The organism is Streptomyces sp. NPDC041940, assembly GCF_055589465.1.
Genome location: NZ_JBVJBP010000003.1, coordinates 260,337 through 274,414 on the forward strand (window position 1 = coordinate 260,337; position 14,078 = coordinate 274,414).

General features: G+C 72.3%; 8 protein-coding genes and 1 pseudogene. 6 read left to right on the forward strand and 3 right to left on the reverse strand.

Going from position 1 to position 14,078, the window contains the following annotated elements; all coding sequences use genetic code 11:
- The first annotated feature begins 8 nt into the window (after positions 1-8).
- Positions 9-638, forward strand: coding sequence for an HAD family hydrolase (locus ACZ6I3_RS08495; protein WP_469412858.1), 630 nt, complete (start codon positions 9-11; stop codon positions 636-638).
- A 216-nt stretch (positions 639-854) separates the two neighbouring features.
- Here ACZ6I3_RS08495 and ACZ6I3_RS08500 read toward each other — a convergent pair whose 3' ends face one another.
- The 3 genes from ACZ6I3_RS08500 to ACZ6I3_RS08510 form a co-directional block, all read right to left on the reverse strand.
- Complete coding sequence (locus tag ACZ6I3_RS08500) at positions 855-1,532, reverse strand: response regulator (protein ID WP_469412859.1); 678 nt, start codon at positions 1,530-1,532, stop codon at positions 855-857.
- A gap of 24 nt (positions 1,533-1,556) precedes the next feature.
- Positions 1,557-2,738 carry a sensor histidine kinase gene (locus tag ACZ6I3_RS08505; RefSeq protein WP_469412861.1) on the reverse strand — a complete coding sequence of 394 codons (1,182 nt, stop codon included), beginning with the start codon at positions 2,736-2,738 and terminating at the stop codon, positions 1,557-1,559.
- A gap of 90 nt (positions 2,739-2,828) precedes the next feature.
- A complete protein-coding gene (locus ACZ6I3_RS08510) occupies positions 2,829-5,024 on the reverse strand; it encodes an MMPL family transporter (protein ID WP_469412863.1) in 2,196 nt (731 codons plus the stop codon).
- A 564-nt stretch (positions 5,025-5,588) separates the two neighbouring features.
- On the opposite strand from ACZ6I3_RS08510, the gene ACZ6I3_RS08515 reads away from it, so the two are divergent.
- From ACZ6I3_RS08515 to ACZ6I3_RS08535, 5 genes and pseudogenes are all read left to right on the forward strand, one after another.
- The gene (locus ACZ6I3_RS08515; protein WP_469412865.1) at positions 5,589-8,816 is read left to right on the forward strand and encodes an ATP-binding SpoIIE family protein phosphatase; all 3,228 of its coding nucleotides are present in this window, start codon (positions 5,589-5,591) and stop codon (positions 8,814-8,816) included.
- Between the two features lie 102 nt (positions 8,817-8,918).
- A complete protein-coding gene (locus tag ACZ6I3_RS08520; protein ID WP_469412866.1) occupies positions 8,919-10,484 on the forward strand; it encodes a sugar ABC transporter ATP-binding protein in 1,566 nt (521 codons plus the stop codon).
- On the forward strand, positions 10,481-11,554 hold the full coding sequence (locus ACZ6I3_RS08525; RefSeq protein WP_469412868.1) for an ABC transporter permease: 1,074 nt from the start codon (positions 10,481-10,483) through the stop codon (positions 11,552-11,554). Before ACZ6I3_RS08520 ends, ACZ6I3_RS08525 begins: the two co-directional genes overlap by 4 nt.
- Before the next feature lie 43 nt (positions 11,555-11,597).
- Positions 11,598-12,761, forward strand: a complete 1,164-nt coding sequence (locus ACZ6I3_RS08530) for a substrate-binding domain-containing protein (protein ID WP_469412870.1) — start codon at positions 11,598-11,600, stop codon at positions 12,759-12,761.
- Positions 12,762-12,879: 118 nt separating this feature from the next.
- A pseudogene (locus tag ACZ6I3_RS08535) lies at positions 12,880-13,985 on the forward strand (FAD-dependent oxidoreductase).
- Positions 13,986-14,078 lie beyond the last annotated feature (93 nt).

Here is a 14,078-nt window from a genome sequence, read left to right on the forward strand (position 1 = left end):
CGCCCCTCATGTCCACCGACAGCCGCCGCATCGTGCTCTTCGACCTCTTCGGGGTCATCGCCCGCCACCAACGCCCGGGCGCCCTGGAGAAGATGGCCGCTCGCTGCCATACCTCCCTCGACGCCTTCACCACGGCCTATTGGACCCATCGCCCGCCCTACGACGCCGGCCGGCACACCGCGTCCGCGTACTGGACCGACGTACTGCAAGCGCTGTCCCACTCCGCCGACGCCGACACGATCGAAGAGCTACGGCTCACCGACATCGACAGCTGGTCCCGCGTCGACGAACGCATGGTCACCTACGTGCAGAACCTGCGAGACCGCGCCCGGGTCGCCCTGCTGTCCAACATCCCCGCGGACCACGCGGACGTCTTCCTCGCCGCCCAGTCCTGGCTGCACGACCTCGACCATGTCGCCTTCTCCGGCAAGATCGGTGCGGCCAAGCCCGACCCGGCCGCCTTCCGACGCTGCGTCACCGCCCTGCACGCCGAACCCGCCGACTTCCTCTTCATCGACGACCGCGAGGAGAACGTCCGCGCGGCGCAAGCCGTCGGCATGAACGGGCACATCTTCAACGGCCAAGAGGAACTCGCGGGCGTCATCGACGTGTGGCTGCCCGGGTTCGCCGGCGAATGACTCGGTTGCCTGTCGACGGACGGCACGTCTCACGAGCACTCTGGTCCATGATCTTCCTGATGGATCGATGCCAAGCCTCACTCGCGCGGAGCGCTTGCGCTGGTGAGTCGGGGCGGGGTTGTCCTTGCGGAGGTTGGCGGACACCGATAAGGACAATCCCAACCGTCAGGTTCGACTGAGTTTCCTGGGCTGAGCAAGATCGTCCTGGGCGGTGCCTCAGCTGTGCCGTTCCCCCGTGCGCACCAGGCCGGTCTCGTAGGCGATGACGACCAGCTGGGCCCGGTCGCGGGCGCCGAGTTTGGCCATGGCGCGGTTGGCGTGGGTCTTGACGGTGACGGGCGTGACGAAGAGGCGTTCGGCGATCTCGTCGTTGGCGAGGCCGGAGCCCACCAGTGTCAGCACCTCCCGTTCCCGGGGGGTCAGGGTGGCCAGCCGCGTGGCGTCGACGAGGTCGCCGGGGGAGGGCTGGGCGAGGACACGGGAGATGAGGCCCTTGGTGGCCGTCGGGGAGAGCAGCGCCTCTCCGGCGGCCACCAGGCGGACGGCGTCGAGCAGTTGTGCCGGTTCGACTCCCTTGCCCAGGAATCCGCTCGCCCCGGCCCGCAGGGCCTCGATGACGAGGTCGTCCTCCTCGAAGGTGGTCAGGACGAGGACCTTGACCCCGGCCAGGTCCTCGTCCTGGGCGATCAGCCGGGTCGCCTCGATGCCGTCGACCTCGGGCATCCGGATGTCCATCACCACGACGTCGGCGCGCTCGGACCGGGCCAGCCGGGCCGCCTCCCGCCCGTTGGAGGCCTCCGCGACGACGTCCATGTCGGGCTGTGCGTCGATGAGCAGCCGGAAGGTGCCGCGGAGCAGGGCCTGGTCGTCGGCGAGCAGGATGCGAACGGTCATGTGCGGTGGTTCCTCACGGGGGTGTCAGGCGGTTGCGGGGGAGAGCGAGAGCGGCAGCTCGGCGATGACCTGGAAGCCGCCTCGGGGACGCGGGCCGGCGGTGACGGTACCGCCGATGGCGACGGCCCGTTCGCGCATACCGATCAGACCGTGGCCGGTGCCCGCGCCCTTGGTGGCGCCGGGGCGTCCGTCGTCCGTCACGGTGACCCGGAGCGCGTGCGCGCCGTAGTCGAGGACGACTTCGGTCCGGGTCGCCGAGGCGTGCTTGTGGGTGTTGGTGAGCGCTTCCTGGATGATCCGGTAGGCGGTCAGCTCGGTGGCCGGCGCCAGTGCGCAGGGATCTCCGGTCCGCGTCACGCACACGGAAAGCCCGCTCGCCTCGAACCCGCCGACGAGGGCGTCGAGATCGACCAGGCGCGGAATGGGGGCCCGCGAGCCCGGCGCGTCATCAGGCTGACGCAACAGGCCGACGGTGGCGCGCAGTTCGTCGAGCGCGGCGCGGCTGTTGTCCTTGATGTGGGCCAGCGCCTCGTACGCCTGCTCGGGGTTGGCGCGCATCAGATGGTGCGCCACGCCGGCCTGGGCGTTGACGAGGGTGATGTGGTGGGCGACGACGTCGTGCAGATCGCGCGCGATGCGCACGCGTTCCTCGGTGACCCGGCGCCTGGCCTCCACTTCCTGCATGCGCTCGGCGCGCTCCACGCGTGCCCTGGCCGCCGTGAGGTTCTCACGGCGGCTGCGCACGGCACGGCCCAGCGTGGTGGCCGCGATCGCGAAGTCCAGCCGCAGCAGACTGGCCCCCGCCACCACGGACTCCGCGTGAGTGGCGGCGTAGACACCGGTGATGGCCACGGCCGCAGCCACCCCGACAGTCCACGCGGTGCGTCGGCTGCCGAGGAGGGCGAGGGTGTACAGGGCGATCAGGCTCGCCGCCGGGGTCGGCGCGATGTGCGAGGCGACGGCCATCAGCGTGAGGTCGCCCGCCACCGTGAACAGGGCGATCCCCAGTGGCCAGCGGCTCCGGAACGCCAGCGGAACACAGGACAGCGCCGTCCACACCACTTCGTCCCAACGCGGCTCGTGCCAGGAGGACTTGCCGACAGCGGTGGCCGCCGCGGCGATCACGACCAGAGGCACCGCGGGCAGCGCGTCTCGGATCCGGTCATGACGGGCCAGCCACTGTTGCCACACCATGGGCAGTTCCATCCCCTCACTCTAAGCAGCGGCGGCCGGTGGAAGGCGAGGTCACCCGCCTTCCACCGGCCCGCGTGCGATGTCGGTCCGTCGTGCTGACGGTCAGCGGGCCAGGCCGGAGGTCTCCGGCTCCCGCACGGTGTGCGGCGGGGGCACGGGCTCGTCGGCGGGGCCTTCCACGGACACGTTGGGCAGCGCCCGGTCCAGGCGGCGGGGCAGCCACCAGTTGGCGCGCCCGCACAGGTGCATCAGCGCCGGCACCACGACCATGCGGATCAGCAGGGCGTCCACGGCGACGGCGACGGCGAGGCTGACGCCGAACTCGGAGATGACCCGCATGCCGCCGAACACGAAGGAACCGAAGACACAGACCATGATGGTGGCGGCGACGACGATCACCTTGCCCGTCTCGGCCTGCCCGACCCGGACCGCGCGGTGGCTGTCGCCGGTGTGCGCCCACTCCTCGCGCATCCGGCTGACCAGGAAGACCTGGTAGTCCATGGACAGGCCGAACATGATGCCGACGACCAGGATCGGCACGAACGACTCGATCGGTCCGGCTGCGCCGAGCCCGAGCAGTCCGGCGCCGAAGCCGTACTGGAAGACGACGACGATCGCGCCGAAGGCCACGCCGATGCTGAGGATGTTCAGCAGCGCGCCGACCGCCGGGATGAGCAGACTGCGGAAGGCGACGGTCAGCAGCAGGAATCCGAGGGCGGCGATCACCAGCACGAAGATCGGGAGCTTGCCCATCAGGACCGAGGCGAAGTCGTCGTTGCTCGCGGTGACACCACCCACGTAGACCTTCATCGACGTGCTCTGTACCGCTGCGGGGATCACGTCGTCACGCAGGTGGTGGATCAGGTCGGAGGTGGCCTCCGACTGCGGCGAGGTGGTCGGGACGACCTGGATCACACCGACGGTCTGCCCCTCCTTCATGGGCGCGGCTCCGGCACTGGCGACGCCGTCGACCTGCTGGAGAGCGGTGACCAGTTTCGCCTCGGCGGCCTTGTCGGCGGCGGTGGGCGCCTGGACGGCGAGGACGAGGGGGCCGTTGAAGCCGGGTCCGAACCCGTCCGCGATCATGTCGTAGGCCTGGCGGTTCGTCGAGGTCGTCGGCAGGTTGCCGTCGTCGGACGCGCCCAGACGCAGCGACAGCGTCGGCAGCGCGAGCGCCGCGAGCACGGCCAGCGCGATGACACCCACGGTCTTGGGCCGAGCCTGGACGCGCTCGGCCCACCGGGGCCACAGCCCCGTATGCCCGGAGGACGGGCGGCGCGCCTGCCCGGTCATGTCGTGGCGCTCCTTCTTGCTGAGGACGCGCGGGCCGATCATGCCCAGCAGCGCGGGCAGCAGGGTGATGGCGGCCAGCACGGTCAGGACGACGGTGACGGCCGCGCCGATCGCCATGCCGTTGATGATGCCGACGTTCAGGGTGAGCATGCCCAGCAGCGCGACCACGACGGTCAGTCCGGCGAACACCACGGCCCGGCCCGAGGTGTTGAGGGCCTTCGCGACCGACTCGGTGACACCCATGCCCGCCATGAGGTTGGCGCGGTGCCGGTTGACGATGAACAGGGCGTAGTCGATGCCCACGCCCAGACCGATCAGCGAACCCAGTGTCAGCGTGGTGTCGGAGAGCGTGATGACGTGGCTGAGCAGCATCACCGCGACCGCGGAGGTGCCGACGCCGACGATGGCCGTGATGATGGGCAGCGCCGCCACCCAGACCGCCCGGAAGACGAACAGCAGCACGATGAAGGCGAGCACGATGCCCATGGCGTCGGCGACCGCGTTCGGCTCCGGGTTGACGGTGAAGGCCTGCCCGTTCAGTGCGATGTGCAGGGCCTCCGACTCCGGGTCGGTGGCGAGTTCCTTCACGTGGTCGACCTGGGCGTCCTCCACATCCTGGTCGAACGCGACCGAGGCGTAGGCCGTCCGGCCGTCCTTGCTGATCTGCCCCTTGCCGACCGGCGTGTAGGGGCTGGTCACCGCGGCGACACCCGGTGCCCCGGCTATCTGCCTCAATGTCTGGGTCATCGCCTGCTCGGCGGCGGGCTCGGTGACCTCACCGCCGTTCACCTGCCAGACCACCCGGCCGCTCTTGCCCGCCGCACTGTCGGAGGCCTGCTGGAGCAGTGCCGTCGCCTTGGCCGAGTCGGTGTCCTGCGAGATCGGGCTGTTGCCGAAGGCGCTGCCGGCCGCACCGACTCCGGCGCCGAGAGCGAGCAACAGGCCCACCCAGACCAGGATGACGGCGAGCCGGTGCCGGTGGCACCAGCGGGCGAGAGGGGACATCGACGAGCCTTTCGAGGGGACTGCCATGTGCGTGTGGGCCGACGATCTCGGCCCACACGAACGCTCGCAGTCCTCCCGTCTCTCGTCGTTGGCCGTACGCAGACTCTTTCGTCTACTGCGATCGCAGCAGACAGGGCGGCGACGGCCTGTCGCACAAGGACCGCACCGGCCGTATGAGGCCCCCCGGCGGCGCGAGACAGCGCGAGTGAGCACCGGCTTGCCGAGCTGCGTCGCCAAGAGATCCGCGAACAGGCGGGAACCTTGAACTCCATAACGACTGGGGGGAAGGGCGGGTCATTCTGGAGGCCCCCACCTTGACGGGGTACTTCAGCGTCGCCCCTGGTGCCCTGGGGGAACCACTCTGTTCCCGCCGCTGACCGGCACCCCCGCCGCTCCCGCAGGAAGGAAGCCCGCGAGATCCTGGACTGCCGACTTCCTGGGCCAGGTGCCGCCCGCCCTGACGGGCCAAGCGAATCGTGACTCATGCCCGCAATGCCCGTATCCTCATCAATGCACGATTCTTTCCGATGAGCGGATTCATCGCAGGCGCAGGTGAGGCGAAGCGTGGTTCGGTCCGGCGAGGAACCCAAGCCGGCGGGGCGTGCGACTGACGGCACGGGGCCCGCCCGCCCTCGCGAGCGGTTTCTCCAGGGCGAGTCCGTCGAGGCGGGCGTACGGACGTCCATCCTGAACTCGTGGCAGCGCTGCCGGTCCCTGGGCCTGTCGCCGGACGAGTCCGACCTCCCCTACCGGGAGGACTTCGACCTGGGGGGCCGTATCGTCCGCGCGGCCGTTCCCGTGCTGGACCGGCTGCAGTCCGTCTTCTCCGGCAGCAAGGTCAACATCTCGGTCGCGGATGGGAACGGGACGGTTCTGCTGCGCCGCTTCGGGGATCCGGCGATGGCCAGGGACCTGCCGGCGATCCAGCGGGTGCCCGGGTTCGTGTTCGCCGAGCAGGTCGCCGGCACGAACGGCATCGGTCTGGCCCTCGCGGAGCGGCAGCTCATCCGCGTCCATGGCGCCGAGCACTTCGCGGAACGCGCCCAGCAGAGCGCCTGCGTCGCGCTGCCCGTCCGCGATCCGCTCAGCGGGCGCATCGAGGGCGTCCTGTGCTTCGGCTACCCGCGCGGTTTCGACCGCCCCGCGCTGGCCGCGGCGATCCGCCGGGCGGCCGAGATCATCGAGCGGCGGCTGCTGGGGCAGAGCTCCGCGCACGAGCGCGCGCTGCTGCGGGCGTATCTGGCGACCGGGGCCGGGGCCGGGGCCGGGGCCGGAGCGGGAGCTGGAGCCGGGGCCGTCGGCCTGCGCGGCGGCCCCGTGACGAGTGCGCCGGTGCGCGACTTCCACCCCCGTGACCAGGAGGTCCTGCGGGAGAAGGCCGCCGAGCTGATCTCCCGTGCGCAGCGGGCCGCCGTAGACGTGACCCTGCCCGACGGCCGGCGGGTGACGCTCGTGAGCCGCCCGATGACGAGTGCGTCCGGGGTGCAGGGCGTCGCCATCGAGGCAGTGCCGCACGACTCCTCGGCGAGCGGGTCCCTCCTGCTCCCGCAGCGGGTCGACGAGCTGCCGGGCCTTGCCGCCCTCCCGGCCGCCCCGCTGCCCGCCCGGCCCTCGATCACCCTCCCGTCCGGCCACCCCGCCGCCGTGCCCGGCCCGGTTCTCGCGGCCGACGGCGGCCGGGGAGCCGGGAAGCCCGGCGGGGGTGTCACTGCCGACGGTGATCGGGGCGCCGCCGCCCGGTTCGAGGAGACCGGCATGGCCGGGCCTGGCGAGGCCGTCGCGGGCGGGCTGGGCGATGCTGGGGTGGCTGACGGTGGTCGGGGCGCCGCGGGGCTCGGGGAGACCGGTACGGCTGGAGCTGGCGAGGCCGTCGCGGGCGGGCTGGGCGATGCTGCGGTGGCTGACGGTGATCGGGGCGCCGCGGGGCTCGGGGAGACCGGTATGGCCGAACCCGGCAGGACCGGCACTGGCGAGCCGGGCGACGCCGTCGCGGCCGACGGGGACCGCAACGCCAGGGCTGACGGCGGCCGCGACGCCGGCGTCGACTGGCACCGCGACGCCGGGGACGATCGCGCCGAAGCACCCTTCCCGGCCCGAGGGCTCGTGATGCTGGGGGAGCCGCATGTCGGGGCCTATGCCCTGGCGGCGCGTCGGCGGCTGGAGCTGTTGTCCGAGGCCAGTGCCCGCATCGGCACGACCCTGGACGTGCGCCGCACGGCCGAGGAACTGGCCGAGACGGCGGTCCCGCGACTGGCCGACTTCGTCACCATCGACCTGCCCGACGCCGTCCTGCGCGGCGAGGAGTCCGCCGACCCCCTCACCGACCTGCGCCGCACGGTGCTCCACGGCGTACGCGAGGGCCTGCCCTTCACCCCGCCCGGCAAGCGCGTCGACTTCGGCCCGACCTCGCCCCAGCTGCGCTGCCTGAACAGCGGCGAGGCGGTGCTGGAACCGGACCTGAAGGCCGCCGCGGGCTGGCTCGCCCAGGACCCCGAGCACACCGCGCGCCTGCTGGCCCACGTCCACTCCCTCATCGCGGTGCCGCTGCTCGCCCGCGGTGTCCTCCTGGGCATCGCCAGTTTCTACCGCGCCGGGAATTCCTTCGGCGACGACGACTGTTCGCTGGCCCAGGAGCTCGCCACCCGCGCCGCCCTGTCCATCGACAACGCTCGCCGCTACACCCATGAACGCACCATGGTCCTGGCCCTCCAGCGCCGCCTCCTCCCGCACGGTCTGCCCGACCAGGACGCCGTCGAGGTCGCCCACCGCTATCTGCCCGCCGAGTCCGACGTGGGCGGGGACTGGTACGACGTCATCCCCCTCTCCGGTGCCCGCGTGGGGCTCCTCGTCGGCGACGTCGTCGGCCACGGCATGCTCTCCGCGGCCACCATGGGCCGGCTGCGCACCGCCGCGCGCAGCTTCGCCGAGCTGGACTTCCCCCCGGACGAGGTCCTCGTCCACCTCGACAACCTCGTGGGGCGCCTGGACCGGGAGGACCCCGACGGCAAGGGCGCCGGCGTCATCGGCGCGACCTGCCTCTACGCCGTCTACGACCCCACCTCGCAGCGGTGCCTGATGGCCCGCGCCGGGCACCCGCCGCCCGCGCTCGTCCACCCCGACGGCACCGTGTCCTACCCCGACCTCCCGGCCGGGCCCCCACTCGGACTCGGCGGCCTGCCCTTCGACGCGGTCGAGGTCGACCTCCCCGCGGGCAGTCAGCTGGTCCTCTACACCGACGGCCTCATCGAGGACCGCAACCGTGACGTCGACGTGGTCCTGGAGCAGCTGCGCACCGCCCTGGCCCACCCGGAGCGCGCACCCGAGGACACCTGCCAGGCGGTCCTCGACACCGTGGCGCCCGCGCACCCGCACGACGACATCGCCCTGCTCGTGGCCCGCGTCCACGCACTGGACGCCGACCGGATCGCCACCTGGGAGCTGCCCGCCGACCCGGCACTCGTCGGGGAGGTGCGCGCGGACGCGACGCGACGGCTGACCGAGTGGGGGCTCGAGGAGACCGCGTTCGCCGCGGAGCTGATCCTCAGCGAGCTGATCACCAATGCCATCCGGCACGGCGCCGGGCCCATCCGGGTACGGCTGCTGTACGGCCACGCCCTGATCTGCGAGGTCTCCGACGCCAGCAACACCGCTCCGCATCTGCGCCGGGCGGCCGGCACCGACGAGGGCGGACGCGGACTGTTCCTCGTCGCGCAGCTCTCGCAGAGCTGGGGTACGCGCTACCTTCCGGAGGGCAAGGTCATCTGGGCCGAATGCGGGCTCGACGCCGCGTGACGCGTCCGCGGCCCCTTGAGCCGCAGAGCCCCGTCGGAGCCCCAGCACCCCGTCGGAGCCCCAGCACCTCGTGAAATGCCCGAAATGCTGTAATTTGATCGAGTGCGCGACGCTCCCGACAGGCCGGCGAAGGCGGCTTCGCCCTTCGGACCGGAGCCCTTGGTCCGTATCCGCGGGCTCAGCAAGAGGTTCGGCGGGACCGTCGCGCTGGCCGGGGTCGACCTCGATGTGTACGCGGGCAGTGTGCTCGCCTTCCTCGGTCCCAACGGGGCCGGAAAGTCCACGCTCATCAAGGTGCTCGCCGGAGTCCATCACGCCGACGCGGGGCAGATCACGGTGGACGGGCAGCCCCTCGGCAGTCCCACCGCCTCCCGCGACATGTCCTTCATCCATCAGGATCTCGGTCTCGTGGAGTGGATGACGGTCGCCGAGAACATCGCCCTGACCACCGGGTACGGCCGCCGGACCGGGCTGATCTCCTGGCGCCGCACCCGTGCGCGCTGCGTCGACGCCCTGCGCGTCGTCGCAGCCCACCTCGACCCCGACGCCCCGGTCTCCGGGCTCGCGCCCGCCGACCGCTCGCTGGTCGCCATCGCCAGGGCGCTGGCGGCCCGCGCGAAGCTCATCGTCCTCGACGAGCCCACCGCCCGCCTGCCCGCCACGGACAGCGCCCGGCTCTTCCGCGTCCTGCACGACCTGCGCGACCGCGGCCACGCCGTCCTCTACGTCAGCCACCGCCTGGACGAGGTCCACCAGGTCGCCGACACCTTCGCCGTCCTGCGCGACGGCCACCTGGTCAGCCACGGCAGCCTGACGGACCACAGTCCGGCCCGCCTGGTCCAGGACATCGTCGGCGAGGAGAAACCCCTCGCCGCCCGCCCCGCCGGACCTCCGGCCCCGCCCCCGGCGGCAGGCGCACCCCCCGTCCTGACCCTCGACTCGGTACGCACCCCGCTGGCCGGACCCGTCAGTCTGGAACTCGCGGGCGGGGAGGTGCTCGGGCTGGTCGGGCTCTCCGACGCCGGGCACACGGACCTGGGCCGAGCCCTCGCCGGCGCCCGGCCGATCCTGGACGGGCGGGCCGTGCTGTACGGGCGGTCGTATCGCCCCCGTACCGTCGCCGAGGCCGTCGGTCTCGGTGTGGGGTTCGTGCCGGGGGACCGGCTGCGGGAGAGCTGCCTCGCCGAGTTGACCGTGCGGGAGAACCTCCTGGCCAACCCCCGCGCGGGCGGCGTGCCGGCGCCGCGCTGGATCGGCCCCCGGCGCGAACGCGCCACGGCCGCCGCTCTGATCGAACGGTTCTCGGTCCGTCCCCAGGACAGCGAGACCCCCGTCGCCACCCTCTCCGGCGGCAACCAGCAGAAGGTCGTGATCGGCCGCTGGCTGCGCACCGACCTGCGGCTGCTGATCCTGGAGGAGCCGACCGCGAGCGTGGACATCGGCGCCAAGGCCGCGATCCACCGCCTGCTCGACGAGGCCCTGGAGGCAGGTCTGGCGGTCCTGCTCCTGTCCACCGACTTCGAGGAGGTCGCCAGCGTGTGCCGGCGCACCCTGGTCTTCGTCCGCGGGGCGGTGACGGCCGAACTCGGCGGCAGGGCGCTCACCGTCGCCGGGCTCACCCGGGCCGCCTCGGCCATGCCCCCGTCCACCACCGCGACGAACCCATGAAGAGCCCCCGGACCCGACCGCGCAGGCCGGGCGGGCACCACATCGGCGCCTACGGGCTGCTCGCCCTCACCGCCGTGCTCTACCTGGTCTTCTCCCTCGCCCTGCCGAGCACCTTCCCCACGCTGGACACCCTCGACTCCATCCTCTCCAACCAGTCGATCCCCGCCGTCATGGCGCTCGCCGCCATGGTCCCCATCGTCACCGGCGCGTTCGACCTCTCCATCGGCTACGGCCTCGGCCTGGCCCACGTGATGGTGCTGCAGCTCATCGTCAACGAGTCCTGGCCCTGGCCGCTGGCCTGCCTCACGGTGACCGCCGGAGGCCTGGTCGTGGGCGTCCTCAACGGCGTCATCGTCGAGTTCGGCCGCATCGACTCCTTCATCGCCACCCTCGGCACCGGCAGCATGCTGTACGCCGTGACCGGCTGGATCACCGACGGCAGCCGGATCGTCCCCGGCCCGCAGGGCCTCCCGCCCGCGTTCACCGACCTCTACGACTCCACGTTCCTCGGCCTCCCGGTGCCGGCCTTCTACGTACTCGCCCTCGCGGGGGTCCTCTGGCTGGTGCTGGAACGGCTGCCGCTCGGCCGGTACCTGTACGTCGTCGGGTCGAACCCGCGCGCGGCCGACCTGGTCGGCATCCCGACCCGCAAGTACACCGTCTACGCGTTCGCCGCCTCGGGGCTGATCGTCGGCTTCGCCGGTGTGCTGCTCGCGTCCCAGCAGCAGATCGGCAACCCGAGCGTCGGCCTCGACTACCTGCTGCCCGCCTTCGTCGGCGCCCTCCTCGGCTCCACGGCGATCAAGCCGGGCCGGCCCAACGCCCTCGGCACGGTCGTCGCCGTCGCCGTCCTCGCCGTCGGACTCACCGGCATCGCCCAGCTCGGCGCCGACTTCTGGACCGTCCCGCTGTTCCACGGCGGCACCCTGCTCATCGCCGTGGGCCTGGCCGGATACGCCGCCCGGCGCCGGCTGCGCGGCGGGGCCGCGGCCCGCGACTCGCCCGCGGCGCCGCCCCCGCCGCCGTCCTCCCCGACGCCCGAGGCCGGAACGGCGGGCACACCCCCCTGACCCCGGCCCGTCCCGACGCGTCGATCCCCTCACAGGAGTTTCCGTGCACCGCAAGCCCAAGACCGCCGCCGCGGCCCGCACCGCGCGGCTCGCCTCCTGCGCCCTGCTGGCGACGGCGGCCGCCCTCGTCGGCTGCGAACGCGGTTCGTCGGACGGCGCGGACGAGACCGCGACGGGCCCGAGCGGCTGCCCCGCCGTCCAGGCCAGGGCCGAGGAGGCCGTCGACCGTGCCGAGCGGAGCGACACCCCCTGGGGCGGGCCCACCGACGGCCCCTCGGCGGTGTCCGGCAGGACGATCGTCTACGTCGCCCAGACCATGACCAATCCCGGCGTCGCGGGCGCCGCGAAGGGCGTGCGGGAAGCCGCGCGGGTCATCGGATGGGACGTCCGGGTGATCGACGGCGGCGGCACCCCGGCCGGTATCCAGGCGGCCATGAGCGAGGCCGTGGCCCTGCGGCCCGCGGGCATCGTCATCGGCGGGTTCGACCCCGACTCCACGGCACAGCAGGCCGCGCGGGCCAACGCCCAGGGCATCCCGCTCATCGGCTGGCACGCGGTCCCCGAGCCCGGCCCGAGCCGCCGGCCCGACCTCTTCACCAACGTCACCACCCGGGTCCAGGACGTGGCCCGCATCAGCGCGCAGTGGATCATCTCCGACTCGGACGGCCGCGCCGGGGTCGTGGTCATCACCGACGCCTCGATCCCCTTCGCCAGGAACAAGTCCGACCTGATCCGGAAGGAACTCGCCGCCTGCTCCGGCGTGCGGCTGCTCTCGGTCGAGAACATCCCGATCCCCGACGCGAGCAGCCGCACCCCGCGGGAGATCTCCTCCCTGCTCTCCCGGTTCCAGGACCGCTGGACCCACTCCGTCGCCATCAACGACCTGTACTTCGCCGACGCCGCTCCCGCCTTCCGCGCGGCCGGCGAGAAGGGCTCGGGACCGCCCTTCAACATCGGCGCCGGCGACGGCGACCCGTCCGCCTTCCAGCGCATCAACAGCGAGCAGTACCAGGCCGCCACCGTGCCCGAGCCGCTCACCCTCCAGGGCTGGCAGATCGTCGACGAGTTCAACCGCGCCTTCGCGGACCGCCCGGCCAGCGGGTACACGGCTCCCGTCCACATCGCCACAGCCGGCAACAGCGAGGGCGCCTCGACCTGGGACCCGTCGGGCTACCAGGAGGCGTACCGGAAGATCTGGGGGAAGTGACGGCCCCTCAGGGTGCCGATCCCTTCACGGAACATGCACGGAACCTCGGAATCCCTTTAATTTTCAAGGGCTAGTCTCACCCTGACTCGCACCCCCCACCAGGCACAGGAGACTCGGTGTGTACGACGGCGACGTAGTGGTGATCGGAGGGGCTACGCCGGAGTCCGGCTGGCGAAGCGGCTGGACGGCCTCGCCCGGGTCACGCTGGTGGACCGCAAGGAGGTCTTCTTCCACCGTGTCGCCTCCCTGCGCGCCGGCATCCGCCCCGAGTGGACCCACACCCCCTTCATCCCGTACGACCGGCTGCTCGGCAACGGCCGGGTGGTCGCGGGCAAGTGCGTCCGCGTCGACACCGCCGAGCGGCAGGTCGTCCTCGCCACCGGCGAGCGGCTGCCCTACGACGTGGCCGTGATCGCCACCGGCGCCGACTACCCCGAGCCGGCCCGCTTCTCGGGCACCACCACCGAGGAGGCGGCCAAGTCCTTCGCCGAGCACCAGCGCAACGTCGCCACGGCCGAACACGTCCTCGTCGTCGGCGGCGGCCCCGGAGGCGTCGAACTCAGCGCCGAGATCCGCCTGGCCCGCCCCGACGCCCGGGTCACGCTCGCCCACTCCGGGCCGGCGCTGCTCGACTCCACGGGCAGCACCCGGCCCGGACGCAAGGCCCTGGCATGGCTGGAGTCCCACGATGTCGAGGTACGGCTCGACGCCTTCATGTCCCCCGGCAACGACTTCGGCACCTACCGCGACGCCCGCGGCGACATCATCGAGGCCGACCTGTCCTTCTGGGCGACCGGCACCACCCCCAACACCCTCTGGCTCCGCCTGGCCGGACACGGCGACTGGCTCAACCGGGACGGACACGTCAAGGTCGACCGGACACTGCGTGTCGACGGGAAGCTCGACGTGTTCGCCGTCGGCGACGTGAACGACGTCAGCGAACTCAAGATCACCCCAGCCGCCCTCGCCCAGGCGGACATCGCCGCCCACAACATCCGCGCCTACCTGCAGAGTTCCGGCAAGCACCGCAAGGAGCCGCGCTTCTACCGGCCGATCCAGCGCACCCCCCTCATCGTGCCGTTCGGCCCGGCCGACGGACTGACCGTGCTGCCCGTACCCGGCGGCGAGTCCGCCGTCCTCGGCAGCCGCACCACCACCCTGGCCAAGGCGAAGACCCTGATGACGCCGTACATGAGGCGCCAACTCGGCTACACCGCCGCCTGATACACGTCCGGGTCACTCCCTCACCCCACCCCCGTCGCTACCCACGAGTTCGCACTGGGGTAGGGTCCCCACGGTTTCCGGCTACCGGCTGAT

Coding starts and splice junctions, on each gene's coding strand:
- ACZ6I3_RS08495 (WP_469412858.1), top strand. CDS start 9: ATGTCCACCGACAGCCGCCGCATCGTGCTCTTCGACCTCTTCGGGGTC.
- ACZ6I3_RS08500 (WP_469412859.1), bottom strand. CDS start 1,532: ATGACCGTTCGCATCCTGCTCGCCGACGACCAGGCCCTGCTCCGCGGC.
- ACZ6I3_RS08505 (WP_469412861.1), bottom strand. CDS start 2,738: ATGGAACTGCCCATGGTGTGGCAACAGTGGCTGGCCCGTCATGACCGG.
- ACZ6I3_RS08510 (WP_469412863.1), bottom strand. CDS start 5,024: ATGTCCCCTCTCGCCCGCTGGTGCCACCGGCACCGGCTCGCCGTCATC.
- ACZ6I3_RS08525 (WP_469412868.1), top strand. CDS start 10,481: ATGAAGAGCCCCCGGACCCGACCGCGCAGGCCGGGCGGGCACCACATC.